Below are 22,927 nucleotides of genomic sequence, written 5' to 3' on the forward strand. Positions count from 1 at the left end.
CTTCGTGCCCTGCCCCCCGAGGGGGCGCCAGCGTCCTTCGGGCGGCCGTGCGGACGCTGATGGAAGGCCTGCTGCTCTTCGCCCATGGCGCCCGCGACCCAGCCTGGGCGCGGCCCTTCGAGACCATTGCCGAACGGCTGCGCGCCGCGCGTCCCGGCACGCCGTTGGCGATGGCTTACCTTGAGTTCATGTCGCCCGGCATCGAGGAAGCGGCCGAGCAGCTGGCCGCGGCCGGCTGCACACGCGTCCATGTGCTGCCGCTCTTCCTCGGCACCGGTGGCCATGTGCGCCGTGACATCCCGCCCCTGCTCGACCGCCTGCGCGAGCGCCATGGCGACGCCATTCAATGGCTGCTCCATGCGCCGCTGGGTGAACAGGAAGCCGTGCTCAACGCCATCAGCCTGGCCTGCCTGGCAATACTCGAATGAACCTGCATCAATTCCGCTTCGTCCAGGAAGCGGCCCGCCGCAACCTCAACCTGACCGAGACAGCCAAGGCGCTGTTCACCTCCCAGCCGGGCGTGTCCAAGGCCATCCTCGAGCTCGAGGAGGAGTTAGGCGTGGACATCTTCTCGCGGCACGGCAAGCGGCTGCGCCGCATCACCGAACCGGGCCAGCAGGTGCTGGCCTGCATCGAGATCATCCTGCGCGAAGTCGGCAATCTGAAGCGCATCGGCGAGGAGTATTCGCGCCAGGACAGCGGCACCTTCTCCATCGCGACGACCCACACCCAGGCCCGCTACGTGCTGCCTGCGCCGGTGGCCCAGCTGCGCAAGAACCTGCCGCAGCTGCGCATCAGCCTGCACCAGGGCAGCCCGGACCAGGTCGCCAAGATGCTGCTCGACGAGACCGCCGACCTGGGGCTGGCCACCGAGTCCCTGGCCCAGTACCCGGAGCTCGTCACCCTGCCCTGCTATGAGTGGCAGCACGTCATGGTCGTGCCGCGCGACCATCCACTGGCCGGCGTCGAGCGCGTCAGCCTGGAACAGCTCGCTGGCGAGCCGCTGGTGTCCTACCACCCCAGCTTCACGGGCCGTACCCGCGTCGACAAGGCCTTCGCCTCGCGTCATCTGACGCCCAATGTGGTGCTGGAGGCCATCGACTCCGATGTCATCAAGACTTATGTGCGCTTGGGCATGGGCGTGGGCATCGTGGCCGAAATGGCCATGCGTGAGGAGCCCGCCAACAGCGACCTGGTCGCGCGGCCACTGGGCACGCTGCTGGGCAGCAACGTGACGCGCATCGCCTTCAAGCGCGGCGCCTATCTGCGCAACTACGTGTACGCCTTTGCCGAACTGCTGTCCGAACGACTGTCACGCAAGCTCATCGAGAAGGCCATGAACGGCGACTCGACCGACTTCGGGATCTGAGTTGGGACCGAGAACAGGCCCTGCGGCCTGTTTGACGCCCAATGAAGGACTGCCAGCATGCAAGCTGGCAGGCATGAGGCCTCAGGCCTCAGGATTGGCGGCCGAAGCTGGAGTCGATCGGCAGCATCAGGTCCACCTCCTCACCGCGCAGGCCGGCCTCGAAGAGATCGCGCGCCACGCTGTAGAGGGTCAGCAGATCGCGGTAGGCGGGCAGCTCGAAGCTCGGCACGCCCGGTCCGCCGCCGCGGGCGAGCAGGTCCTGCAGCATCTGCAAAGCGGTGCCCGGTTCAGGCCAGACGACCTGCAGATGAGCGATGACGCTGGGGCTGGCATCCAGGCTGCGGCCACGCGCCAGGCTCTGCGACCACTGCGGCGCCAGCACCCGGAAACGCTGCTCGAACTGCTTGACTAGCTCAGCGAATACCTCGGGCTCACCGCGCTGCTGGCAGAGCTCCATCAGCATCAGATAGGGCATGGCGCCGGCATTGCCACGCGCCAACCGCGTGGCCAGCAGGTCGGCCGCCGCTTCTTGCTGGCCGAGCAGCTGCAGGAAATCGACCTGTTGCTGCAGGTCCAGCAGCTCGTCCGCCACGGTCAGCTCGTTGGACAGCACCGGCGCGGCCGCGGCCTGGACCGGCAGACGCATGGTCGCCTGCATGTCCATCGCGGGCGGTGCGACAGCGGGTGGTGGCGGTGATGCAATGGGCGCCGGCGGCCACGCCATCGGTCGAGGCTGTGGCCGCGTGACCTGGTGCTGGCCTTCGTCCGGCAGCGCCGCGGCCTGGCCGACGACAGGCGGCGCCATGCCCGGCGAGTGCTGTGGCACCACCGCCGGCAGGCCGGCCCCTTCGGCGGCATGCAGGGCACGCCAATAGGCAAGCTCGCGGCGGGCCCGTTGATCGCGCCAGCGGCTGAAATAGAAAGCCGCCGAGCCCGCCAGCAGGCTCAGCCCCAACGTCAGCACCCAGGTCATGGGGTCGCGATAGGGCGAGGCATGTGCGCTGCGCACCGCCACGGGCGGCGGTGCCACGGCCGGTGCGGAGGCCGGCGGTATGGCCACCGCCGAGGCCGCGGCGGCTTCGGCCTGCAGCCGTGCCTCCAGGTCGGCGCGCAGCTGGGCCACGGTCTGCTCAAGCTGAGCGATCTGGGCTTCCAGCTCGGGCGTGAGCTCCATCTCGGGCGCGCTGGCGGCAGGCTGGACGGGCCGCGGCGCTTCGGCCACCAGCACCTCAGGCCGTTCCAGCACCAGGCGTGGGCCACTGGCGCGCGGCTTGGAGCGGGTTTTTTGCCGTACCACCGGGCCTGGCGCCGGTGCGGGCGATGCCTCGGCCATCACGCTCGTCGGCGGGGCGACCACCGGCGGCGCCGCAGGCGCGGGCGGTGCCGGCACTGTGGCGGCATCGGCCGCAGGGTCGACGAAAGCATTGAACTCGCGCGTCAGCCGCAGCGGGCAGCCCAGGGCCAGCGTGATGCGCAGGGCCGGCTCGTCGATGCGCGCCAGGCTCTGCAGGCGAATGCGTTGCTGGCCGGGTTCACCCTCGACACGCATTTGCAACAGCCCCGCCGGCACCCGTGCGTCGCCAGCGGAAACCTCGGCGCGCACGCAGGAATCGGTCAGTCGTTCACCATCCGCCAGCGTCAGCGGGATGCTGGCGTCCAGCGGTTTGCCGAGGGCAGAATGAATTTGCGGCCGTCCCAGGCCCAGAGCCTGGGCGTCTGGCGCCAGGCCAAGCAGCAGTGCCAAAGTGGGTGTGAGAGCACCCAGCAAGGTCGGGCGCAAGGCCGTGAAGGGCATTGACTGCGGGCGGCTAGCTATCGGTTGAACGAGGGGGTGAAGACGGCGCGGATCACTCTAGCATGGGGCCACCTCGCCAACGGCCCCATTCCCAGGGAACCGCGGGCGGCACAATGCCCCCAGACCATGAACGCACTCAGCCTCACCCCCGCCGAACGCCAGCTGATCGATCAGGGCGCCTGGTTCTCCAAGCTCTCCGAGACCCTGCGCAACGACATCCTGCAGCGCGCCTTCGTGCGCCGCCTGCCCGACGAGACCATGCTGTCCCACCGCGGCGAGCCTGCCGAGGAGTGGTCGGCCGTGGCCAAGGGCGCCGTGCGTGTCAGCTCGGTGTCCCTGGCCGGCAAGCAGATCTCGCTGACCTATGTCGAGCCAGGCACGTGGTTCGGCGATATCGCCCTCTTCGACGGCCTGCCCCGTACCCACGACGCCTATGCGCACGGCGAGACGACGCTGCTGTGCGTGCGCAAGTCCGATTTCCGCGCGCTGTTGCAGGCCCACTCCGAGCTCTATGACGCCTTGCTGCGGCTGAACTGCCGCCGGCTGCGGCTGATGTTCGACATGATCGAGGACCTCAACACGCGCCCACTGGCCGCCCGCCTGGCCAAGCAGGTACTGCTGCTGGCGCGCTCTTATGGCGTGCAGGAGGGCGACGAGATTCGCATCGGTTTGCAACTGGCCCAGGAAGACCTCGCCCAGTTGCTCGGCGCCTCGCGCCAGCGCGTCAACCAGGAGCTCAAGGCTTTCGAACGCGAAGGCGCGGTGCGCGTCGAGCCGACCCGCCTGGTCGTGCTCAGCCGCGAGAAGCTGCTAGCAGCCGCATCCCGATAAGGCTGGCGCCGAGGAGACACGGCAGCCGGGCCTCGACTCGCAGAATGGACAGTTGGCGTTCTCTACCCAGACATCCATGGAAGCATTCACCGGCACCCGTCCCCTTGCCCAAGCCCTGGACACCACGGCTCTCGAAGCCTGGCTGGYCGCGCATGTCGACGGCTTTGTCGGGCCGCTGGCCATCGAGCAATTCAAGGGCGGCCAGTCCAACCCGACCTATCTGCTGAAGACGCCGGGCGCGCAGTACGTGATGCGCAGCAAGCCCGCCCCGGTGGCCAAGCTGCTGCCGTCGGCCCATGCCATCGAGCGTGAATTCCAGGTCATGGGGGCTCTTGCCGGCACCGACGTGCCCGTGCCGGCCATGTACGCGCTGTGCGAGGACGAGGCCGTCATCGGCCGCGCCTTCTACGTCATGTCCTTCATGCYCGGCCGCGTGCTGTGGGACCAGAGCCTGCCCGGCATGACCAATGCCGAGCGCGTCGCCCATTACGACGAGATGAACCGGGTCATCGCGGCCCTGCACCAGGTCGACTTCAAGGCCGTGGGCCTCGCGGCCTACGGCAAGCCGGGGAATTACTTCGAGCGCCAGATCGGCCGCTGGAGCAAGCAATACCTGGCCTCCGTCACCGAGCCCAACCCGGCGATGGATTCGCTGCTGGCCTGGCTGCCGGCCCACATCCCGGCCTCGGCCCGCGACGAGAGCGAGGTGGCCATCGTCCATGGCGACTACCGCATGGACAACGTCGTCTTCCACCCCAGCGAGCCTCGCATCATCGCCGTGCTGGACTGGGAGCTTTCGACGCTCGGCCATCCGCTGGCCGACTTCAGCTACCACTGCATGAGCTGGCACATCCAGACCTCGGGCGCCGCGCGCGGCCTGGGCGGCAAGGATCTGGTTGTACTGGGCATTCCGAGCGAGCGCGAGTATGTGCAGCGCTACTGTGAGCGCACCGGCCGTGGGGACGCCGGCACCGTCATGGCCGACTGGAACTTCTACATGGCCTACAACATGTTCCGCATCGCGGCCATCGTGCAGGGCATTGCCAAACGCGTGGTGGACGGCACGGCCTCCAGCGCCCAGGCCAGGGAGACGGCCAAAAGCGCCCGACCGCTAGCGGATCTAGCTTGGAGCTTCGCGCAGAAGGCCTGAGACCTTGGACGGCCTCAGGTCACATCCCCCGGGCGCGTCGAGGGCGTCCAGGCGATCGACGTCGTCGTCGGCCAGGCCCCGCTGTCTGACAGCCGCCCGTTCACGCGCTGCGCCTCACGCGCTGCGACTTCCAGCAGCTTCACCAGGGCCTGCAGCCTGGGCAGGTCGGCCTCACTCATTTCCGTGCGCAGATAGAGGTTGCCGCGCATCGCCATCAGCACGAAGGGATGGCCTTCGGGCAGCAGGTCCTGGCTGGCCTGAACCAGGGCTTCGCTGAGTTCGCCCTCGATCCACGCGCCGGTCAGATCCTTGGTCACGCCGACGATCCCATAGCGTTGGCGCAGCATCTGCGAGGCGGCGTTGTTGAACTTAGGGAACATCACCAGCCAGCGCATCTCTTCCGGCGTGTCGGTATCGACGCGGGTCTTGAGCGTGTCGGTGTAGGCCTCGAAGACAGCACGCTCAAGGTTCTCCATCAGCGCCCGGCACAGCACCATCATCTGCAGATCATGGTGCAGGCCCATCTCACAGCGCATGCGCAGCTCAAAGCCGGGCAGATAGCTGCGCTGCGACACACCCCATTCGATGCGCAGCGGCCCCGGCGACGCCTTGGGCTGCTCGACGAGGAAGCCCAACCCGTCCCGCGTCTGCGTGAATCCGGCCCCGCGTGCCTCGGCCCAGTCCTCGATCGGACGCCAGCGCGACGCGTTGGCGCGCGTCACGAGCCAGTGCTTGACTTGCTTTACCACCATGAGTCGTGAGGAAGTCTGAGAATGGGGCCTGCTTGCTAGGCACACCGCATGGAGGCGACGAATGATTGAAGTGTATTCATGGCCCACGCCCAACGGCCACAAGGTGCACATCATGCTGGAGGAGTGCCGCCTCGCCTACCGGGTGCATCCCGTGGACATCGGCGCCGGTGAGCAGTTCGCACCCGACTTCCTCGCCATCAGTCCCAACAACAAGATCCCCGCGATCACCGACCCCGACGGCCCCGGCGGCCAGCCCATCTCGCTGTTCGAGAGCGGTGCCATCCTGCTCTACCTGGCTGGCAAGACGGGCAAGTTCCTGCCCGCCGACGTGCGTGGCAAATACGAGGTGCTGCAGTGGCTGATGTTCCAGATGGGCGGCGTCGGCCCCATGCTGGGCCAGGCGCATCACTTCCGCATCTACGCGCCCGAGAAGATCGACTACGCCATCGATCGCTACACCAACGAGGCCAAGCGCCTGTACAGCGTCATCAACAAGCGCCTGGCCCATGCCACCTATCTCGGTAGGCCGGACTACAGCATTGCCGACATCGCCGTCTTCCCGTGGCTGCGCTCCTGGAAGAACCAGGGCGTGGAGATGGGCGACTACCCGCATCTGAAAGGCTGGTTCGACGAGATCGCCAAGCGCCCGGCCGTGCAGCGTGGCGTGGAGGTGCTGGCCGGTGCGCGCAAGCCGCTGACCGACGACAAGGCGCGCGAGGTGCTGTTCGGCAAGCGCCAGCTGGAACAGCGCTGAAGCGCGGCGTCAGACAGGCGCCAGGCGCAGCTCGCGATGCGCGGGCGGCAGGCCATGACTGGCGAGGATGAGGGGCTCGTGCGCCGCCACGACGCCCGGCACAAAAGCCGCCTGCCCTTCGACGTCGGCCAGCGCGACCACCGCCGGCTGGTCGGCGAAGGCCATCACATCGGGCGCGCCCAAGCCCATTGAAGCCAAGCCCAGCGTCGGATCGGCGAAGACCTGCAGCACTGTCGCTCCGACGCCGCCCGGGCGAGGCGGCGGCAGATGCAAGGCCAGCCTGCCCTCAGCATCGCTCGCGCCTTCGTGCACACGGCCTTCGCCATCGATCAGGCACACGCGGGCCCAGGCCGCCGGCTCGCCGTCGCCCTGCCAGGTGAGCAGACCGTAGACGCTGCAGACACCCGGCGGCGGCCTGCGTGTCGGTGCGCTGAGCAAGCCCACCCGCATCATGCGCATGCCTCCCAGCACCCGGTCACTGAGGATCTGGCCCACCGGTCGGACCGGCAGCGGCCAGGGCAGGTTCAGGGGCTGGAAACGCTGCAGTTCATCGCGCACCAGCACGTCGGCACAGACGCCCTCCTGCGGTTGGCGCCAGCGCTCGGGCAGGTCCGGCCACACATGCAGGCCCGACGGCGTGACGACCGAACGACCGAGCAGCCGGCCACCGCCACGCTGCACCAGGCTGCAGCGCAGACCCGTCGTGATGAGGTCGCCACTGGCCAGGTCGATGAAAACCAGCGCTTCGCCCACCGACAGCCGCAGACGCTCCAGTGTCGGTTCGCGCCTTGTTGTCGTGACTGCCATGGCCCCATACTAGGAAGGACGCGGTGTAACAGTCACCCTGCTTGTTAGGGGCGCACACCCGGCGGCTGCATCGCCATGCCAGCCGAGCGGCGCGACAGATACACCTCCAGCGCCAGCAGTTCGGCGCTGTCCCAGTCCCACACTGTCGCGCGCACGCCGCTCAGGCAGCCACGCAGGCGGCGCTGCAGGCTGCCCAGCGACTGCCATTCCAGACGAAAGACGGGGTAGTCGTCGACATGGCCCTGGGGAATGAGGCTGCCGCCCAGGCGCAGGCCCGCACGCTCGTCGTGGCATTGGGCGCAGGACAGGTTGAGCGCGCCGATGCGGGCCGTGTAAAGACGCTGGCCTTGCTTGGCGGCTGCGTCCAGCTCGGGGCCGCGCGGCGGGCTGAGCGGCATGCTGCGCGACTGCTGGGCGACGAGAGCGGTCAGCGCGAGCAGTGGTTCCGCCTCAGGGGTCCAAGCCGGCTGCTGCTGTTGGCGAACACGGCAGCGCTGGATGCGGGCGGGAAGGTCGAGCAGGCCCTGGTCCCACGCCGGGTAGCGCGCCGCCGCGCCGCGCAGCTTCTCGGGCTCGCCATGGCAGCTGGCGCAGGACTTGGCCCCCTGGCTCCACAGATCTCTCCCGAAGGCCAGGCCGAGCTGGGCGGGGTGTTGAGCGTCGTCGGCCTGCAGAGTTCGCAATGCCGGGCTCATGGTGTCGCGGCCGGAGCGGCGCTCGTCGGCATGAGCTGTCAAGCAACACAGCCACAGAGGCACAGAGACACAGAGAACTCGTGCAAGCGCCTGGCCTCTGTGCCTCTGTGCCTCTGTGGCTGTGTTCATGGGCCGACGTTCAGTGATCGCGTCTCACGGTGCTCGAAGCCGTTGTCGCCGCGCCAGACAAAGCTCAACTCGCCAGGTCCTTCAGCCCGCAGCCAGAAGGCGAGATAGGGGTTGGCCGAAACAGCCGCAAACAGGTCGGCGGCAAACACCAGTTCGCCGTCCAGGCGGCATTCGAAGCGCCTCACCAGGTCGCGCGGCAGGCGGGCGCCTTCATCGCTGCTGCGGTAGCCGGTCTCCATCGCATGGGCGACGGTCACGCGCACCTCGAAAGGCTCACCGGCCTTGATGGCAGCAGGCAGGGTGATGACAGCGCGCGTCGCCATCAGGGCTCCACGCAGGCGGCCAAGGTCACGATGACATCGACTCCGCTCTGCCAGCAGCGCCCATCGGCTGCCTTGGCGACGGCGACGATGCGCTGGCTGCGCGCCAGGCGCATGCGGGTGCTGAACTCGGGCCTGTCGCTGTTGGCGCCAAAGGCGACATGCACGACCTCGGGCTCGGGGTTGAGCGGCGTGAACAGCGCCAGGCCCACGACAGCCTCGCTGGCGGCCACACGCACCGGCACCGCATTGCCGTTCTCCACCAGCTCGGCCATCTCGATCTTCAGCACGCCGGGCTCGGGGTCGCGACCGGCCCAGGCACGGATGGCTGCACGCATGACTTCGTCGGACGCGCGAGCCTCCGGCAGCAGCGCAAGCGCCGCGGCGGCCAGCGTGAACTCGCGCCGCTTCATTTCGCGAGCGTGCCGAGATAGGCCACGATGTCGTCGAGCTGCTGCTCGGTCAGCGCCGCCCGGCCCGCCCAGGCGGGCGCCACATCGCGCAGCCCCTCCGTCGAGCGGAAGGGCGGCATGACCGTGGACGGGTTGAAGCGCCGCATGTCGGCGATGCGATCGCGCAGGCCCTGCGCATTCAAACGCGTCGCCACTGCATCCAGCGGCGGCGCTAGATTGCCCTGGTTGGCATCTCCTGAGGCCGTCAGCGCATGGCAAAGCAGGCACAGGCTCTGCGTGCGGTCGGCCACCAGCGCCCGGCCACGCTCGACGTCGCCGGCATGCGCGCTGGCGGTCAGCACGAGTGCCAGCAGCGCACGCATCACACGAGCTTGTTCTTGCTGAGCGGCAGGTCCCTGATGCGCTTGCCGGTCGCCGCGAAGATCGCATTCAGCACGGCCGGGGCCGCCACCGCGATGGTGGGCTCACCCACGCCGCCCCAGAAGCCGCCCGAGGGCATGACGATGGTCTCGACGGCCGGCATGTGCTCCATCTTCAGCACCGGGTAGGTGTCGAAGTTCTGCTGCTCGACGCGCCCATCCTTGACGGTGATCTCGCCAAACAGCGCCGCCGACAGGCCATAGACGAAGCTGCCCTCGACCTGGGCCGCGATCTGCTGCGGGTTGACCGCATGGCCGGGGTCGGTGGCGGCAACGATGCGATGGATCTTGAGCTCACCCTTCTTGGACACCGACACCTCGGCGCAGGCCGCCACATAGCTGCCAAAGCCCATGATCTGCGCCAGGCCCAGATATCTTCCCTTCGCTCGTGGCTTGCCCCAGCCGGCCTTCGCCGCCACGGCATTCAATACGGCCAGGTGCTTGGGCGAGTTGGCCTGCAGCTCGCGGCGCAGCTCCAGCGGATCGCGCTTGGCGGCGTGGGCCACCTCGTCGATGAAGCACTCCAGGTAGACCGCGTTCTGGTTCAGGTTCACGCCGCGCCAGAAGCCCGGCGGCACCGTCGGGTTGCGCATCGCATGGTCGATGAGCAGATTGGGCACCGCGTAGCCGAGCGCACCTTCCGCGCCACCGGCGCTCAGGCCCTGGAAGACGACCGGGTCCTTCCCGTCCTTGATGTTCTGCGGAAAGATGCCCGCGATGATGCTCTGGCCCGAGATGCGCATGTGCAGGGCCGTCAGCTTGCCCGACGCGTCCAGCCCCGCCGTCAGCTTGCACTGCGTGACCGGGTGGTAGCGGCCATGGGTCATGTCCTCCTCGCGGCTCCAGATCAGCTTGACCGGCGTGCCCGGCAGCTCCTTGGCGATGGCTACGGCCTGGCGCACCCAGTCGTGCACCGCGCCGCGCCGGCCAAAGCCGCCGCCCAGGTGCAGCTTGTAGACCTCGCAGGCCGAGGGCGGCAGGCCCGAAGCCTCGCTCGCCGCGGCCAGCGCCGCCTCGCCGTTTTGCGTCGGCGTCCAGACCTCGCAGCGCTCCGGCGTCCACTTTGCCGTGGCGTTCATCACCTCCATGGTCGCGTGGTTCTGGTGCGGGAAGCTGTAGACGGCTTCGACCTTCTTCGCGGCACCCGTCAGCGCGGCCTTCACATCGCCCTGGCTGCTGCCCACGGCGGCGGTGTCGGCTTCCAGGCCGGCCTTCAGCGTGGCCGCGGTGTCGGCGCTGCTCTGGCTGATGTTCACGCCCTCGTCCCAGACGATGGGCAAGGCATCCAGCGCGGTCTTGGCCCGCCACCAGGTGTCGGCCACGACGGCCACGGCCGAGTCGCCCACCTTCACCACCTTCTTCACGCCCGGCCGGCCCTCGATGGCCGCCGCGTCGAAGCTCTTGAGCTTGCCGCCGAAGACCGGGCAGTCCTTGATCGCCGCATTCAGCATGCCGGGCAGCTGCAGGTCCATGCCGTAGACCTGCGAGCCGTCGAGCTTGGGGCGGGTATCCAGCCGCTTCATCGGCTTGCCCGCCAACGTCCACTCCTTGGCCGGCTTGAGCTGGATGTCGGCCGGCGCGGCCAGCTTGGCGGCCTCGGCGGCGAGCTGGCCGTAACTCAAGCGCTTGCCGGCATGCACCACCCAGCCCGCCGAGGTCGTGCACTCCACCACCGACACCTTCCATTGATTGGCCGCCGCCTGGATCAGCAGGGCCCGGGCGAGCGCCCCGCCCTTGCGCACGTATTCATGCGACTCGCGCACGCCACGGCTGCCGCCGGTACTCATGCTGCCCCAGGCGCGGTTGCGCGCCAGGTTCTGGCCCGGTGTCGGGTACTCGGTCTTCACCTTGGCCCAGTCGCACTCCAGCTCCTCGGCGACGAGCTGGGCCAGGCCGGTCAACGTGCCCTGCCCCATCTCCGAGCGCGCGATGCGGATGACGACACTCTCGTCCGGCAGGATCTGTACCCAGGCGTTCAGTTCGGGCGAGGCTTCGCCCTCGGCAAGGCCTGGCACGTGGAAGCCCACCATCAGCCCGCCGGCGGCGGCGCTCGTGGTGTGCAGAAAGCTTCGACGGGAAAGAACGGCGCTCATTGGTGCACCCTTCGCGCTGCGCGCTGTCCCGCCAAGCGGGCGTTGAGCCCCTTCGGGCGGCCGTGCGGGGCTCATGCCTGGCCCCCTTCGATGACGATGGGGATCTGCTTGCGCTGCACCTGGCCGGCAGCCAGGTGGATGGCGGCGCGCACACGGTTGTAGGTGCCGCAGCGGCAGATGTTGGTCATGGCCGCGTCAATGTCGGCATCGGTCGGCTTGGGCTTGGCCTTCAGCAGCGCCGCGGCGGCCATCAGCATGCCGCTCTGGCAGAAGCCGCACTGCGGCACGTCCAGCGCATCCCAGGCCTTCTGCAGCGGGTGCGAAGCATTCGGCGCCAGCCCCTCGATGGTGGTGATCTTCTGCGCCGCCGTCAGCGCCGAGGCCGGCATCACGCAACTGCGCACCGGCGCGCCGTCGATGTGCACCGTGCAGGCGCCGCACTGGGCGACGCCGCAGCCGTATTTGGTGCCCGTGAGGCTGAGCTGCTCGCGCAGCACCCAGAGCAGCGGCGTGTCGGCCTCCGCCTCGAACTGCACCCGCTTGCCGTTGACCGTCAACTCCGCCATGCCCTTGCTCCCCTCCGCCACCGCTGGCGGGCGCCGGGCAGCCTAGCAGCATCAGCGCCTTCCTGTCTCGCCCTCCTAAGATGATCGACATGGCCCGTATCCTGATCCCCCTACCCGCCCAGGACTACGACCCCTCAGAGGCCGCCATCCCGTGGAAGCTGCTCAGCGCGCGCGGCCACACCCTCCGTTTCGCGACGCCCGACGGCCAGCCGGCCCAGGCCGACCCGCGCATGCTGGACGGCAACGGCCTGGGTATCTGGCGGGCCGTGCTCCGCGCCGACACGACGGCTCGCGACGCCCACGCGGCCATGGTGCAAAGCGAGGCCTTCCGGCAACCGATTCGCTATGCCGACATCGACGATGGCACCGTCGACGCCCTGCTGCTGCCGGGCGGCCATGCACCGGGCATGAAGGTTTATCTCGAATCACCCCGGCTGCAGACCCTGGTGGCGGCGCAGTTCGCGGCCGACAAGCCGGTCGCCGCCATCTGCCATGGCGTGCTGCTGGCGGCGCGCTCAAAACGAGCCAATGGCAAATCCGTGCTGCATGGCCGGTGCACCACTGGCCTGACCAAGCAGCAGGAGATGACGGCCTGGCTGATGACGGCCGCCTGGCTGGGCAGCTACTACCGCACCTACCCCACACCACTGCAAACAGAAGTGCAGTCCTTGCTGGCCCGACCGCAGGACTTCGACGTCGGTCCGCCACCGCTGATGCGCGACGATCTCGACCACCTCGGCCGCGGCTTCTCGCTGCGCGACGGCCACTACCTCAGCGCGCGCTGGCCGGGCGACGCCCATGCCTTCGCGCTCGCCCTGGCTCAGATGCTGGACGAGCGCCCGCACTGAGCGCCAGCAGATTTGGCGGGAAACGTGTAGCGTTCGCGGCTGCTGTAGCCGAATGCGCCGGTTCCGCGCACGTTTGCGATCCGTGGAGACTTCGATGACGACATTGCAGATCAATGGCCAGTCGATGACGGTAGAGGCAGGCGAGGACACCCCGCTGCTGTGGGTGCTGCGCGACCACCTCGGCATGACGGGCACCAAGTTCGGCTGCGGCCTGGCGCTGTGCGGTGCCTGCACGGTGCACCTGGACGGCCAGCCGGTGCGCGCCTGCCAGACGCCGCTTTCCGCCGCCGCGGGCAAGCGCATCGTGACCATCGAGGGCGTGGGCGCCACCAAGACCGGCCAGGCCGTGCAGCACGCCTGGGTCAAGCTCGGCGTGCCGCAGTGCGGCTACTGCCAGGCGGGTCAGATCATGAGCGCGACGGCATTGCTGGAGCACAAGCCCAAGCCCACCGACGCCGACATCGACGCGGCCATGAGCGGCAACCTGTGCCGCTGCGGCACCTACACGCGCATCCGCAGCGCGATCAAGACGGCCGCCGGCCTGGAAGGCGGTGCCGCATGAACGCCTTCATTCCCCCGCTACTGCTGAGTGACACGGGCCTGAGCCGCCGCTCGCTGCTGAGCGCCCTGCCCTTGACGGGACTGGTGCTTGCCGTCGGCCTGCCCGGCATGGCCGGCGCCGACGAGCCCAAGAAATACGGCGGCGACGGCATGCCCCATGGCATCCAGGACAGCCCGCGCACCTTCGTGGCGATTGCACCCGACGGCACGGTCAGCATCGTCGTCAACCGCTCGGAGATGGGCCAGGGCGTGCGCACCAGCCTGCCCAAGGTGCTGGCCGACGAGTTGGAGGCCGACTTCGCCCGTGTCAAGGTCGTGCAGGCCCCGGGCGACGAGGACAAATACGGCAACCAGGACACCGACGGCTCGCGCAGCATGCGGCACTGGTTCATGCCGATGCGCCGCTGCGGCGCGGCCGCGCGCGCCATGCTGGAGCTGGCCGCGGCCCAGGCCTGGGGCGTGCCGGTGGCCGAGGTGCAGGCCGGCAACCACGCCGTCACGCACAAGGCCAGCGGCCGCTCGCTGGGCTATGGCGCGCTGGCCGAGGCCGCCGCCAAGCTGGACGTGCCCAAGCGCGAGGCGCTGAAGCTGAAGGACGCCAAGGACTTCCGCTACATCGGCAAGCAGGACAGCCACCTGGTGGACGCCGAGGTCATCGTCACCGGCAAGTCGCAGTACGGCATCGACACGCGGCTGCCGGGCATGCTCTACGCCGTCGTCGCGCGGCCGCCGGTGCTGGGCGGCAAGCTCAAGTCCGTCGACTCTTCCGAGGCGCTGAAGGTGCCGGGCGTCGTCAAGGTCATCGAGCTGGCGGGCACGCCGCCACCGTCGGAGTTCCAGCCGCTGGGCGGCGTGGCCGTCGTGGCCAAGGACACCTGGGCCGCGATGAAGGGCCGCGAGGCGCTGAAGATCGTCTGGGACGATGGCGCGCACGCGAGCTATGACTCGGCCGCCTTCCGCAAGGAACTGGAGGCCGCCGTGGCCAAGCCGGGCGGCAAGGTGGTGCGCAACGACGGCGACGCCGAGGCGGCACTCGGCAAGGCCGCCAGGCGCGTGGCGGCGGACTACTACGTGCCCCACCTCGCGCACGCGACGATGGAGCCGCCGGCCGCCACCGCGCGCATCGTGGACGGCCGCTGCGAGGTCTGGACCTCGGTGCAGTCGCCGCAGGCCGCGCGCGAGCGGGTCGCCCAGCGGCTCGGCCTGGACCTGGCCAAGGTGACGGTGAACGTGACGCTGCTCGGGGGCGGTTTCGGGCGCAAGTCCAAGCCCGACTTCGCGGTCGAGGCGGCGCTGGTGTCGCAGGCCATGCAGGGCGTGCCGGTCAAGCTGACCTGGACGCGCGAGGACGACCTGCATCACGACTATTTCCACACCGTCACCGCCCAGCACCTGGAAGCGGGGCTGGACGCCAAGGGCCGGGTCACCGCCTGGTTGCAGCGCGCAGCCGAGCCGACCATCCTGTCCATCTTTGCACCCGACCCCAAGCAGCTGGCGGAGTTCGAACTGGGCCTGGGGCTGATCAACCTGCCCTACGCGATTCCAAACGTCCGCATCGAGAACCCGGCCGCGACCGCGCATGCGCGCATCGGCTGGCTGCGCTCCGTCAACAACATCCAGCATGCCTTCGCGGCCCAGTCCTTCGTCGCCGAACTGGCCCACGCCGCCAAGCGCGACCACCGCGACTTCCTGCTGGAATTGCTCGGCCCGCCGGCACAGATCCCGCCGCCGCAACTGGGCGACGGCTGGAACCATGGCGAGTCGCCCAAGCTCTATCCGGTCGACACCGGCCGGCTGCGCGGCGTCATCGAGCGCGTGAGCAAGGAGGCCAGTTGGGGCCGCAAGCTGCCCAAGGGCCAGGGCCTGGGGCTGGCGGCCAACTACAGCTTCGTGACCTATATGGCCGTCATCGTCGAGGTGCGGGTGTCGCCCAAGGGCGAGCTCAGCATCCCGCGCATCGACGTGGCGCTGGACTGCGGCCCGGCCATCAACCCGGACCGCATCCGCTCCCAGGTCGAGGGCGCCTGCATCATGGGCCTGAGCCAGGCGCTGTACAGCGAGATCACCTTCAAGGACGGCCGCGTCGAACAGAGCAACTACCACGACTACGAGATCGCCCGCCTCAACGTCGCGCCGAAGAAGATCGCCGTCCACATCATGCCGGCCAAGGGCTATGACCAGCCCCTGGGCGGCGTCGGCGAGCCGGCCATCGGCCCCATCGCACCGGCGCTGATGAACGCGATCTTTGCGGCCACGGGCAAGCGCATCCGGCAGTTGCCGTTGAAGGACCAGCTGACGGCGAAGAAGGCCTGAGGCGGCGGCGGGTCCTGGACTGAGCCGCCGCAATTCCACTGGAGAAGACGTATGGCTACGGCAGGCAAGGTCGCGCTGATCACCGGCGGCGGCACGGGTGTTGGCGCCGCCACGGCCCTGATGCTGGCCGGCAAGGGCTACGACCTGCTGATCAACTACTCGCGCAGCGCGGACGAGGCCGCAGCCTGCGCCGTGGCCTGCCGTGCGGCCGGGGCCGGCGTGCTCGTGAAGCAGGGCGATGTGGCGCAGGACGGCGACTGCCGCGCGCTGGCGCAAGCCGCGCTGGACCGCTGGGGCCGCATCGACGCACTGGTGAACAACGCCGGCGTGTCGGTGTTCGGCGCCGCGGCCGACTGGGACGCGCTGGACGCCGACACCTTCCAGCGCATCCTGGCCGTCAACGCGCTGGGCAGCTTCCAGATGGTGCGCGCCTGCGTCGACGCGCTGAAAGCCGCGCAGGGCTGCATCGTCAACGTGTCGTCGGTGGCCGGCGCTCTGGGCGTGGGCTCGTCCATGCCCTACATCGCGTCCAAGGGCGCCATCAACGCGATGACGCTGCACCTGGCCCGGTCCCTGGCACCCGCCGTGCGCGTGAACGCCGTGTGCCCTGGCCTCATCACGTCACGCTGGTTCGTGCAGGGCGTGGGGCAGCAAGGCTACGAGGCCGGCCTGAAGGCCTATGAAGCCGGCGTGCCGCTGCAGCGCGCCTGCTCCCCCGAAGACGTGGCGGAAGCCATCGTCTGGCTGGTGGACGGCGCCCGCACGGTGACCGGTGAGCTGCTGATGCTGGACAGCGGCATGCACCTGGCCAGCGTGAAGCCGCCGCGCTGAGCCCTCAGCGGTCCAGCAGCCCGGCCTCCTGCACCACGCGGGTGAAGGCCTCCGGCGCTTCCAGCGACGGCAGGTGGGCCGTCCCCGGCAGCGCCACGTGGCGCGCGCCCGGGATGCGCGCGGCCATCTGCCGGCAGCGCTGCACCAGGTAAGGCAGGTCCAGGTCGCCGCACACCACGCACGTGGGCACGGCCAGTTGCTCCAGCCGCAGCCAGGCGTCGGGCGCGGGCTGCAGTTCACCAATGGCCGGCGCGTGCAGCGCGATGCGGTTCATCGCCAGGAAAAGCTCGCGCGCGGCGCCGCCGACCCGGCCTTCGAGCTGGCCGGGGCCGTCCAGCCACAGGCGAGCCTGCAGGCGGTTGACCTCGTCGAGCCGGCCAGCGGCGCGGGCGGCCTGCGTGGCGTCGTTCAGCTCACGGCTGGCGGCATCCAGCTCGGGCGTGGGGTCGGGGGCGCCGGTGACGGCAGGCGCCACCAGCGTCAGGCCGGCCACGCGCTCGGGCGAGGCCAGCGCGAAATCGATAGCGATGCGGCCGCCCAATGAGCAGCCCACCAGCTCCACGCGGTCCAGCCGCAGCACGTCCAGCACGGCGCGCAGGTCGCTGACCCAGGCATGCGGGCGAGCGGCGGCCACGCGCGTCTGGCCAAAGCCGCGGCGGTCGATGCGCAGCGCCGAACGCTGCCCGGCAGCCGCGGCCATGGCGCCGTCCCACAACCGGCTGTCGGTGACGCCGGCGTGCAGGAACACGAGCGGTGCGCGGCCGTCGTCGTTGGGTCGGTACTCGACGGCCAGCTCGGCGCCGTCAACGGGAATCCAGTGGGTGACTTGCATGAGCGGGATCAGTTCGGTTCGGCGATGCGATAGCCCACGCCCGGCTCGGTCAGCAGCACGCAGGGCTCGGCCGGCTCGACCTCGAGCTTGGCGCGCAACTGGCCCATGTACAGGCGCAGATAGTGGGTCTGCTCGGTCGCGTCCGCGCCCCAGACGTCGGCCAGCAGGCGGCGGTGGGTGACGACCTGGCCGGCCTGGCGCACCAGGCGGGCGAGCAGCTTGAACTCGGTGGGCGTCAGGCGCACGTCGGCGCCATCGCGACGTACGCGGTGGGCGGCCAGGTCGACTTCCAGGCCGGCGCGCCGGTACATCGTGATGGCCGGCTGGGCCACGGTGCCGCGGTGGCGCAGGGCCACGCGCAGCCGTGCCAGCAGCTCGCCGATGCCGAAGGGCTTGACGAGGTAGTCGTCGGCACCGGCATCGAGCAGGCGGATCTTCTGGCCTTCGACCTGGCGGGCCGAGATGACGATCAGCGGCGTCGAACGTTCGCGGCGCAGGGCCTGCAGCAGTTCCTCGCCATCGCCGTCGGGCAGGCCCAGGTCCAGCAGCACGGCATCGAGATGCCCGGCGTGGGCGAGCTGGGCCATCGCGTCGGCCAGGCTGGCGGCGGTCAGCACCTCGTAGCCTTCGACGACCAGGGCCTCGCGCAGCGTCACGCGCAGTTCGCGGTCGTCTTCGACGAGCAGCAGTTTCACGTCGCGGCCTCCGGCAGCTCAGGCGCGTCGCGCAACGGCAGGCGCAGCTCGAAGCTGCAACCGCCATGGCCGCGCGGGCGCAGGCTCAGGGCGCCGTCGTGGGCCTCGGCAATCGCGCGGCACAAGGCCAGGCCCACGCCCGAGCCCGGTGGGCGCTGAGCAAAGGCGGCCAGGTCGCCGCGCTGGAAGGCATCGAAGACGCGCTCGCGCCAGGCCGGGTCGATGCCGGGGCCACGGTCGCGCACGGCGAACATCGCTTCGCCGCCAAGGCGGCGCACGACCAGCTCGACGACGGCTTCGGCCGGGCTGTACTTCAATGCGTTGTCGATGAGGTTGTCCAGCAGCTGCGACATCAGGGCCGCATCACACCACAGCAGCGGCAGCTCCGGCTCGATTCGCGCCTTCACGCGTTCACCGTCGGGCCGGCGGCGCACGCGGCGCAGCGCGGCGCCGACGATCTCCTCGGCCGACTCCCAGTCGCAGCGCAGCGCCACGCCGGGCGCACCAAGGCGGGCGAGCTGCAGCGTGTTGTCGGTCAGTCGCACCAGGCGGGCGGTCTCGTCGACGATGCGGCTGGCCAGCTCGCTGCGTTGCGCCGTCGTCAACCGGTCTCCCTGGGTCTGCAGGGCAGAAGCCGAACCCATGATGGTGGCCAGCGGCGTGCGGTAGTCGTGCGAGATCGCGGCCAGCATGGCGTTGCGGGTGGACTGGGTCTCGGCCAGTTCGGCCGATTGCCGGGCCTCATCCTGCACACGGCGGCGCTGCAGGGCCAGGCCCATCTGGTCGCACAGGGCCTGGGCGTGCGCAAGCTGGTCCACGGCCAAGGCCTCGGTGCCCAGCCCGCGCAGCGTGACGGCGCCCAGGGCCGTATCGCGGCCGCGCAGCGGCAGATAGAGGTCAGGCTCCTCGGCGTGATGGTCGGTGCCGGGGCCCAGCGCCCGGCCGCCATCGGCGCACAGCTGCAGGCCGGCCAGCGCATTCGCATCCGGCTCGCCGACGACGATGTCCTGCGCGCCGGGCGACGGCCGCAGCAGTGCCGCCGTGGCCAGGCCGGTGTTGCCGGCCAGCGCCTGCAACAGTTCGTGGACATGGACCTCGGGAAGGTCAGCGTCACGCATCAGGTCGCCGAACTCGCGCAGCGCGCGCTCGAGCTGAGCGGCGCGCTGGGCAGCCTGCAGGCCCTGCCAGGCCAGGCGCAGCCGCCAGCCCGCCCAGGCCAGGCCCATCAGCGAGCTGACGGCGATCCAGGGCAGGAATTGGACAACGGGACGAGGGATCATGAGGCGGCGGAGTTTAGGAGCCCTCCACCACCTCGACCTGCGGCCTCGTCGGCTTGTCGAGGCGATCTTTCACCAGGCCAGCCAGCAGCACGTCCACCAGGGTCCCGCCCTGCCCCGCGCCCTGACCACCACCCACCACGACCTCGGGCACCAGTTGCACGCCGGCGCCAGCCAGGGCCTGGGCGACCTGCACGATGGCGTAGTTGCCCGATTCCATCGAGCCGATCTTCTGGCGGATGACCTCGGCCTCGGCCTCACCGATGGCCAGCGTGCGGCCGGCCTCGGCCTGGCCGGTCACGCGCGTGACCTCGGCATCGGCTTCCGCCGTGATCTTCTTCGAGCGCGCCGCGCCATCGGCCGTCTTCACCGCCGCCTGCGCGCTGAACTCGGCAATCGCCACCTTGCGCTCGGCGTCCACCACCTGGGCCTGGGTGCGGGCCAGCGCAGTTGCTTGTTCGAGCTGCTGGCGCACGCCCTGGGCTTCCATCTGCGTCGTGAAGGTGACCTTCTCCTGCTCGGCGAGCTTGCGGTCGGTCAGCGTCTTCATCAGTTCGGCCGGCGGCACGATGTCGCCGATCAGCGTCTCCACCGCGCCAACGTCATAGGCCTTCAACGCCACGGCGATGGCGGCCTTGGCCTCGGCCTGGCGCTCGCTGCGCTTCTTCAGGAAGTCGATGACGTCCGAGTTCTGCGCGGCGTTGCGGAAGTAGTTGCCAATGGTGGGCTCCAGCACCTGCGTGACCAGCGCCTCCATGCTGCCGAAGCGGGCGATGACCTTGGGCGCGTCGTTGCGCGGGATGTGGATGATCTGGCTGACGTCGAGGTTGAAGGTGAAGCCGTCGGCGGAGCGCACGGTGATGGTTGACAGGTTGGCGTCCAGGCGGTGGGCCTCGGTCTTGCCGGTGGCCCAGTTCAGCACCACATTGGCCGTGGGCACGACCCGCACCTTGTGGGTGTAGGTGTTGATGGCGTACTTGCCGGGGTCGAGCACATCCACCCACACGCCCTTCTCGCCACGGCGGACCATGTTGGCGTGGCGGAAGCCCTCGCCCGTCACGTCCACGCCGGGCTTGCCGACGAAGGCCACGACGACGCCCACCGAGGCAATGGGCACCTCGGTCATGTCGATGATCTCGACGGTGGCGAACATCGGGTTGATGAAGTAGCGGCCGGCCAGCAGCACCTGCTCCTGCAGGCCCTTGGTGCCGCCGGCGTTGACGAAGGCATGCGGCTCCTGGAAGAGGTTGTGGCCGGGCACTTCCGGTCCGGCGATCTCGCCGGTGGTCAGGGACGTGCCCTCGCGGGTCGTCACGATGCCGACCTTGTTGTCGGGCACGTCGGTGACGGGCACCTGCACGACCTTGAAGAAGCGCGGGTTGATGCGGTACTTGCCTTGCGGGATGACGGTCATCTGCGGGCCACGCTCGCCGCCGCCGGCCATGAAGGCGCGGGCGTCCTGGAAGCTGTCGCAGGCCACGGTGCGGCCGATGACGCGGCCGCCGGCCAGCGGCTTGCCGTCGCGGGCCTCGACGATGCCGATCTTGCCGGGCTCGATGACGGTCATGCGCTCCAGGTGCACGGTGAACAGCAGCGTGTTGATGCGCCAGGCGCCCGGGGGCACAACGGTCATCTGCAGGCCGCGCTCGCCGGCGGCGAGGAAGGCACGGGCATCCTGGAAGTGGTCGCAGTCGACATGGCGGGCCAGCACGCGGCCGTCGGGCATGGGCAGGCCATCGCAGGCCTCGACGATGCCGACGGCGTCATCGGGAATGACGGTGAACTTGACCAGCTCGATCTCGTACTGCCAGGGCCACAGGCCCAGGTGCAGGCCCGGGGCGAGCGTGTCGGCCTGCAGGCCGGCTTCACCGTAGAGGGCGACGATGCGGCCGGGCGGCAGCTCGCGGTGGCGGCCGAACAGGACGAAGTTTTTGGTCACCGTGCCGATGGAGTCGTCGGGCACGATGACGAAGCCGAACAGGCGCAGCGTGCGCTTGTAGAAGACCAGCGCCACGATGCCAAGCAGGCCGGCGGCCGTCAGCAGGGGATGGGCGAACAGGGTGAACAGGGCGTCCATGAGGAGCACGGTGGTGAAGAGGCCTCCACTGTGTGCGGGGCGGCGTTAGCGCCGCATAAGGGCGTTTCTCTCGGTCAGTCGGCCAGGACGAGCGCTACGCAGGGCCGTCAGGCGGCCGGTGCCAACAGGGACCCAAACACGTAGCACCCAAAAAAATGCCCCGGCCAGTGGCCGGGGCAATCACTTGCACGCCTGCGAGGCTGCCAGCGGTCTGCTCAGGGAGGGAGAAGCAGACGGACGCAACGTTAGCCCCAGCACGGCGCCCTCGCTGTAGGACGACGCCGCACCAGCGGGAAACATACGCTAACAAAGGGCACGGCTTGCATATGGTAGGCCGTGAGAAATCTCATGCCCTGAATGCGACCGGTGTATCGGTCTGTGAGACTCCCCCCATTTGGGGGGTGTCCTTCCTAGACTGCGCCGCTCGCGCGTTCGGCGCGGAAAGAAGGATGCAGTCCATGACCCCTGCCATGCAAACGCGGCACAGTGCGTCGTCGCCCAGTTTCTCGGGCGCTGCCGCACTGGCTTTGAACAGCGACTTCGGCGCGCTCGATGGCGAGGCCCTGGGCCTTGTCGAGCGCCGCTATGGCGACCGCGGGCTGGTCATCTCACGCGAGCGCTACAGCAGCCGCAACCAGGACGGCGACATCGTCTGCACCGCGCGCGACGGCGATCAGATCGTCGGCACCCTGTCCGTGCGCTTCGACGGCAGCGGCGGCCTTCACGCCGATCTGTTGTTCAAGGAAGAGTTGGACGAATGGCGCGCCGCCGGCGACAAGCTCTGCGAGTTCGGCGGCCTGGCCGTTGACAGGCATTCCCATGACCCCAAGCGCGTGCTGGCACAGATCTTCCACCTGGGCTATCTGCACGCCCACCGCCGTGCCCGCTGCGCGCGCCTCGTCATCGAGGTCAACCCGCGCCACGTGGGCTTCTACCGGCGTTGCCTGGGCCTCGTGCCCTACACCGCGGAACGCCACAATCCGCGTGTTGACGCGCCGGCCGTGCTGATGAGCATTGCCTTCGCCGACATCCGCGAGCAGATTTCGCTGTGGGGCGGCCACCCGGACTCCCTGGCCTCGGCGCGCAGCCTCTACCCGCTGGCCTGGGACGAAGCCACCGAAGCCATGATGCTGGCCCGGCTGTCCTGAGGACTTACGACCCCGCGCTGGATTCCGGTGGCGGCTCGCCGGGCTTGAGGTCGGGGATGTCCTTCTTCCCGGCGGGCGTCGGCAGCTGCGCATCAGCCGGGTCCGATTTCTCCGTCGGATGCTGCGGAAGCGACTGGGCGGCGGCATCGCCGGGCTGAGCGGCAGCCGCCTGCGGATCCTCCGGGCGCGCCGTCTGCCCTACGTGGCGCAAAGGGTTGTTCATGGCTGTTCCTTGGCTGTGAGCAGCCTCCG

24 protein-coding genes are annotated in these 22,927 nt (G+C 69.4%); 10 read left to right on the forward strand and 14 right to left on the reverse strand.

Annotated elements, in window-relative coordinates; translation table 11 throughout:
* Positions 1-47: 47 nt before the first annotated feature.
* The gene (locus ACXJLH_RS17910) at positions 48-428 is read left to right on the forward strand and encodes a sirohydrochlorin chelatase (RefSeq protein WP_327082878.1); all 381 of its coding nucleotides are present in this window, start codon (positions 48-50) and stop codon (positions 426-428) included.
* Positions 425-1,369, forward strand: a complete 945-nt coding sequence (locus ACXJLH_RS17915; protein WP_457445616.1) for a CysB family HTH-type transcriptional regulator — start codon at positions 425-427, stop codon at positions 1,367-1,369. Before ACXJLH_RS17910 ends, ACXJLH_RS17915 begins: the two co-directional genes overlap by 4 nt.
* An 88-nt stretch (positions 1,370-1,457) precedes the next feature.
* Here ACXJLH_RS17915 and ACXJLH_RS17920 read toward each other — a convergent pair whose 3' ends face one another.
* A complete protein-coding gene (locus ACXJLH_RS17920) occupies positions 1,458-3,113 on the reverse strand; it encodes a type IV pilus assembly protein FimV (protein WP_457445617.1) in 1,656 nt (551 codons plus the stop codon).
* Positions 3,114-3,290: 177 nt separating this feature from the next.
* Between ACXJLH_RS17920 and ACXJLH_RS17925 the strand changes: the two genes are divergently transcribed.
* Positions 3,291-3,995 carry a Crp/Fnr family transcriptional regulator gene (locus ACXJLH_RS17925; RefSeq protein ID WP_457445618.1) on the forward strand — a complete coding sequence of 235 codons (705 nt, stop codon included), beginning with the start codon at positions 3,291-3,293 and terminating at the stop codon, positions 3,993-3,995.
* A 76-nt stretch (positions 3,996-4,071) separates the two neighbouring features.
* Positions 4,072-5,145, forward strand: coding sequence for a phosphotransferase (locus tag ACXJLH_RS17930; RefSeq protein ID WP_457445619.1), 1,074 nt, complete (start codon positions 4,072-4,074; stop codon positions 5,143-5,145).
* Positions 5,146-5,159: 14 nt separating this feature from the next.
* On the opposite strand, the gene ACXJLH_RS17935 is transcribed toward ACXJLH_RS17930, so the two are convergent.
* Positions 5,160-5,897: a hypothetical protein gene (locus ACXJLH_RS17935; protein WP_056195743.1), complete on the reverse strand. Its 738-nt coding sequence runs from the start codon at positions 5,895-5,897 to the stop codon at positions 5,160-5,162.
* Positions 5,898-5,958: 61 nt separating this feature from the next.
* Between ACXJLH_RS17935 and ACXJLH_RS17940 the strand changes: the two genes are divergently transcribed.
* Complete coding sequence (locus ACXJLH_RS17940) at positions 5,959-6,651, forward strand: glutathione S-transferase N-terminal domain-containing protein (protein WP_457445620.1); 693 nt, start codon at positions 5,959-5,961, stop codon at positions 6,649-6,651.
* A 9-nt stretch (positions 6,652-6,660) separates the two neighbouring features.
* Here the strand turns inward: ACXJLH_RS17940 and ACXJLH_RS17945 are convergent, their stop codons facing one another.
* The 7 genes from ACXJLH_RS17945 to ACXJLH_RS17975 all read right to left on the reverse strand — a co-directional run bounded on the left by ACXJLH_RS17945 (position 6,661) and on the right by ACXJLH_RS17975 (position 12,093).
* Positions 6,661-7,458 carry a hypothetical protein gene (locus ACXJLH_RS17945; RefSeq protein ID WP_457391587.1) on the reverse strand — a complete coding sequence of 266 codons (798 nt, stop codon included), beginning with the start codon at positions 7,456-7,458 and terminating at the stop codon, positions 6,661-6,663.
* 44 nt (positions 7,459-7,502) lie between these two features.
* Complete coding sequence (gene soxA / locus ACXJLH_RS17950) at positions 7,503-8,195, reverse strand: sulfur oxidation c-type cytochrome SoxA (protein WP_457445621.1); 693 nt, start codon at positions 8,193-8,195, stop codon at positions 7,503-7,505.
* 83 nt (positions 8,196-8,278) lie between these two features.
* A complete protein-coding gene (locus ACXJLH_RS17955) occupies positions 8,279-8,605 on the reverse strand; it encodes a thiosulfate oxidation carrier complex protein SoxZ (protein ID WP_457445622.1) in 327 nt (108 codons plus the stop codon).
* Complete coding sequence (locus ACXJLH_RS17960; protein ID WP_056195729.1) at positions 8,605-9,015, reverse strand: thiosulfate oxidation carrier protein SoxY; 411 nt, start codon at positions 9,013-9,015, stop codon at positions 8,605-8,607. Before ACXJLH_RS17960 ends, ACXJLH_RS17955 begins: the two co-directional genes overlap by 1 nt.
* On the reverse strand, positions 9,012-9,377 hold the full coding sequence (gene soxX, locus ACXJLH_RS17965; RefSeq protein WP_056195726.1) for a sulfur oxidation c-type cytochrome SoxX: 366 nt from the start codon (positions 9,375-9,377) through the stop codon (positions 9,012-9,014). The genes ACXJLH_RS17960 and soxX overlap by 4 nt, the downstream gene beginning before the upstream one ends.
* Positions 9,377-11,527 carry a molybdopterin cofactor-binding domain-containing protein gene (locus tag ACXJLH_RS17970; protein ID WP_457445623.1) on the reverse strand — a complete coding sequence of 717 codons (2,151 nt, stop codon included), beginning with the start codon at positions 11,525-11,527 and terminating at the stop codon, positions 9,377-9,379. The genes soxX and ACXJLH_RS17970 overlap by 1 nt, the downstream gene beginning before the upstream one ends.
* 71 nt (positions 11,528-11,598) lie before the next feature.
* Positions 11,599-12,093 (reverse strand): (2Fe-2S)-binding protein, encoded by a 495-nt coding sequence (locus ACXJLH_RS17975; RefSeq protein WP_457445624.1) that lies wholly within the window; start codon positions 12,091-12,093, stop codon positions 11,599-11,601.
* 89 nt (positions 12,094-12,182) lie between these two features.
* Here ACXJLH_RS17975 and ACXJLH_RS17980 point away from each other — a divergent pair, with 89 nt between their 5' ends.
* The 4 genes from ACXJLH_RS17980 to ACXJLH_RS17995 all read left to right on the forward strand — a co-directional run bounded on the left by ACXJLH_RS17980 (position 12,183) and on the right by ACXJLH_RS17995 (position 16,646).
* A complete protein-coding gene (locus tag ACXJLH_RS17980) occupies positions 12,183-12,941 on the forward strand; it encodes a type 1 glutamine amidotransferase domain-containing protein (protein ID WP_457445625.1) in 759 nt (252 codons plus the stop codon).
* A 94-nt stretch (positions 12,942-13,035) separates the two neighbouring features.
* Complete coding sequence (locus ACXJLH_RS17985; RefSeq protein ID WP_457445626.1) at positions 13,036-13,503, forward strand: (2Fe-2S)-binding protein; 468 nt, start codon at positions 13,036-13,038, stop codon at positions 13,501-13,503.
* The gene (locus tag ACXJLH_RS17990; protein WP_457445627.1) at positions 13,500-15,815 is read left to right on the forward strand and encodes a molybdopterin cofactor-binding domain-containing protein; all 2,316 of its coding nucleotides are present in this window, start codon (positions 13,500-13,502) and stop codon (positions 15,813-15,815) included. The genes ACXJLH_RS17985 and ACXJLH_RS17990 overlap by 4 nt, the downstream gene beginning before the upstream one ends.
* A gap of 51 nt (positions 15,816-15,866) precedes the next feature.
* Complete coding sequence (locus ACXJLH_RS17995; RefSeq protein ID WP_457445628.1) at positions 15,867-16,646, forward strand: SDR family NAD(P)-dependent oxidoreductase; 780 nt, start codon at positions 15,867-15,869, stop codon at positions 16,644-16,646.
* Positions 16,647-16,650: 4 nt separating this feature from the next.
* On the opposite strand, the gene ACXJLH_RS18000 is transcribed toward ACXJLH_RS17995, so the two are convergent.
* Genes ACXJLH_RS18000 through ACXJLH_RS18015 form a run of 4 tightly spaced genes read right to left on the reverse strand, consistent with a single transcriptional unit; the run spans position 16,651 to position 21,527 of the window.
* A complete protein-coding gene (locus ACXJLH_RS18000) occupies positions 16,651-17,478 on the reverse strand; it encodes an alpha/beta fold hydrolase (RefSeq protein WP_457445629.1) in 828 nt (275 codons plus the stop codon).
* 8 nt (positions 17,479-17,486) lie between these two features.
* Positions 17,487-18,173 (reverse strand): response regulator, encoded by a 687-nt coding sequence (locus ACXJLH_RS18005; protein WP_056195706.1) that lies wholly within the window; start codon positions 18,171-18,173, stop codon positions 17,487-17,489.
* Entirely contained in the window at positions 18,170-19,453 is a 1,284-nt protein-coding gene (locus ACXJLH_RS18010) for a sensor histidine kinase (protein ID WP_457445630.1), read from the reverse strand. Before ACXJLH_RS18010 ends, ACXJLH_RS18005 begins: the two co-directional genes overlap by 4 nt.
* A gap of 13 nt (positions 19,454-19,466) precedes the next feature.
* Positions 19,467-21,527 (reverse strand): SPFH domain-containing protein, encoded by a 2,061-nt coding sequence (locus ACXJLH_RS18015; RefSeq protein ID WP_457445631.1) that lies wholly within the window; start codon positions 21,525-21,527, stop codon positions 19,467-19,469.
* A gap of 458 nt (positions 21,528-21,985) precedes the next feature.
* Between ACXJLH_RS18015 and ACXJLH_RS18020 the strand changes: the two genes are divergently transcribed.
* On the forward strand, positions 21,986-22,675 hold the full coding sequence (locus ACXJLH_RS18020; RefSeq protein ID WP_457445632.1) for an N-acyl amino acid synthase FeeM domain-containing protein: 690 nt from the start codon (positions 21,986-21,988) through the stop codon (positions 22,673-22,675).
* 4 nt (positions 22,676-22,679) lie between these two features.
* Here ACXJLH_RS18020 and ACXJLH_RS18025 read toward each other — a convergent pair whose 3' ends face one another.
* Positions 22,680-22,898: a hypothetical protein gene (locus ACXJLH_RS18025; RefSeq protein ID WP_457445633.1), complete on the reverse strand. Its 219-nt coding sequence runs from the start codon at positions 22,896-22,898 to the stop codon at positions 22,680-22,682.
* Positions 22,899-22,927 lie beyond the last annotated feature (29 nt).

This window comes from Roseateles sp. P5_E4 (genome assembly GCF_054049255.1).

Excerpts from the sequence above, each read along its gene's own strand:
- ACXJLH_RS17915 (WP_457445616.1), top strand. The coding sequence starts at position 425 with ATGAACCTGCATCAATTCCGCTTCGTCCAGGAAGCGGCCCGCCGCAAC.
- ACXJLH_RS17925 (WP_457445618.1), top strand. The coding sequence starts at position 3,291 with ATGAACGCACTCAGCCTCACCCCCGCCGAACGCCAGCTGATCGATCAG.
- ACXJLH_RS17935 (WP_056195743.1), bottom strand. The coding sequence starts at position 5,897 with ATGGTGGTAAAGCAAGTCAAGCACTGGCTCGTGACGCGCGCCAACGCG.
- ACXJLH_RS17940 (WP_457445620.1), top strand. The coding sequence starts at position 5,959 with ATGATTGAAGTGTATTCATGGCCCACGCCCAACGGCCACAAGGTGCAC.
- ACXJLH_RS17945 (WP_457391587.1), bottom strand. The coding sequence starts at position 7,458 with ATGGCAGTCACGACAACAAGGCGCGAACCGACACTGGAGCGTCTGCGG.
- ACXJLH_RS17955 (WP_457445622.1), bottom strand. The coding sequence starts at position 8,605 with ATGGCGACGCGCGCTGTCATCACCCTGCCTGCTGCCATCAAGGCCGGT.
- ACXJLH_RS17960 (WP_056195729.1), bottom strand. The coding sequence starts at position 9,015 with ATGAAGCGGCGCGAGTTCACGCTGGCCGCCGCGGCGCTTGCGCTGCTG.
- soxX (WP_056195726.1), bottom strand. The coding sequence starts at position 9,377 with ATGCGTGCGCTGCTGGCACTCGTGCTGACCGCCAGCGCGCATGCCGGC.
- ACXJLH_RS17970 (WP_457445623.1), bottom strand. The coding sequence starts at position 11,527 with ATGAGCGCCGTTCTTTCCCGTCGAAGCTTTCTGCACACCACGAGCGCC.
- ACXJLH_RS17975 (WP_457445624.1), bottom strand. The coding sequence starts at position 12,093 with ATGGCGGAGTTGACGGTCAACGGCAAGCGGGTGCAGTTCGAGGCGGAG.
- ACXJLH_RS17980 (WP_457445625.1), top strand. The coding sequence starts at position 12,183 with ATGGCCCGTATCCTGATCCCCCTACCCGCCCAGGACTACGACCCCTCA.
- ACXJLH_RS17985 (WP_457445626.1), top strand. The coding sequence starts at position 13,036 with ATGACGACATTGCAGATCAATGGCCAGTCGATGACGGTAGAGGCAGGC.
- ACXJLH_RS17990 (WP_457445627.1), top strand. The coding sequence starts at position 13,500 with ATGAACGCCTTCATTCCCCCGCTACTGCTGAGTGACACGGGCCTGAGC.
- ACXJLH_RS17995 (WP_457445628.1), top strand. The coding sequence starts at position 15,867 with ATGGCTACGGCAGGCAAGGTCGCGCTGATCACCGGCGGCGGCACGGGT.
- ACXJLH_RS18000 (WP_457445629.1), bottom strand. The coding sequence starts at position 17,478 with ATGCAAGTCACCCACTGGATTCCCGTTGACGGCGCCGAGCTGGCCGTC.
- ACXJLH_RS18010 (WP_457445630.1), bottom strand. The coding sequence starts at position 19,453 with ATGATCCCTCGTCCCGTTGTCCAATTCCTGCCCTGGATCGCCGTCAGC.
- ACXJLH_RS18015 (WP_457445631.1), bottom strand. The coding sequence starts at position 21,527 with ATGGACGCCCTGTTCACCCTGTTCGCCCATCCCCTGCTGACGGCCGCC.
- ACXJLH_RS18020 (WP_457445632.1), top strand. The coding sequence starts at position 21,986 with ATGACCCCTGCCATGCAAACGCGGCACAGTGCGTCGTCGCCCAGTTTC.
- ACXJLH_RS18025 (WP_457445633.1), bottom strand. The coding sequence starts at position 22,898 with ATGAACAACCCTTTGCGCCACGTAGGGCAGACGGCGCGCCCGGAGGAT.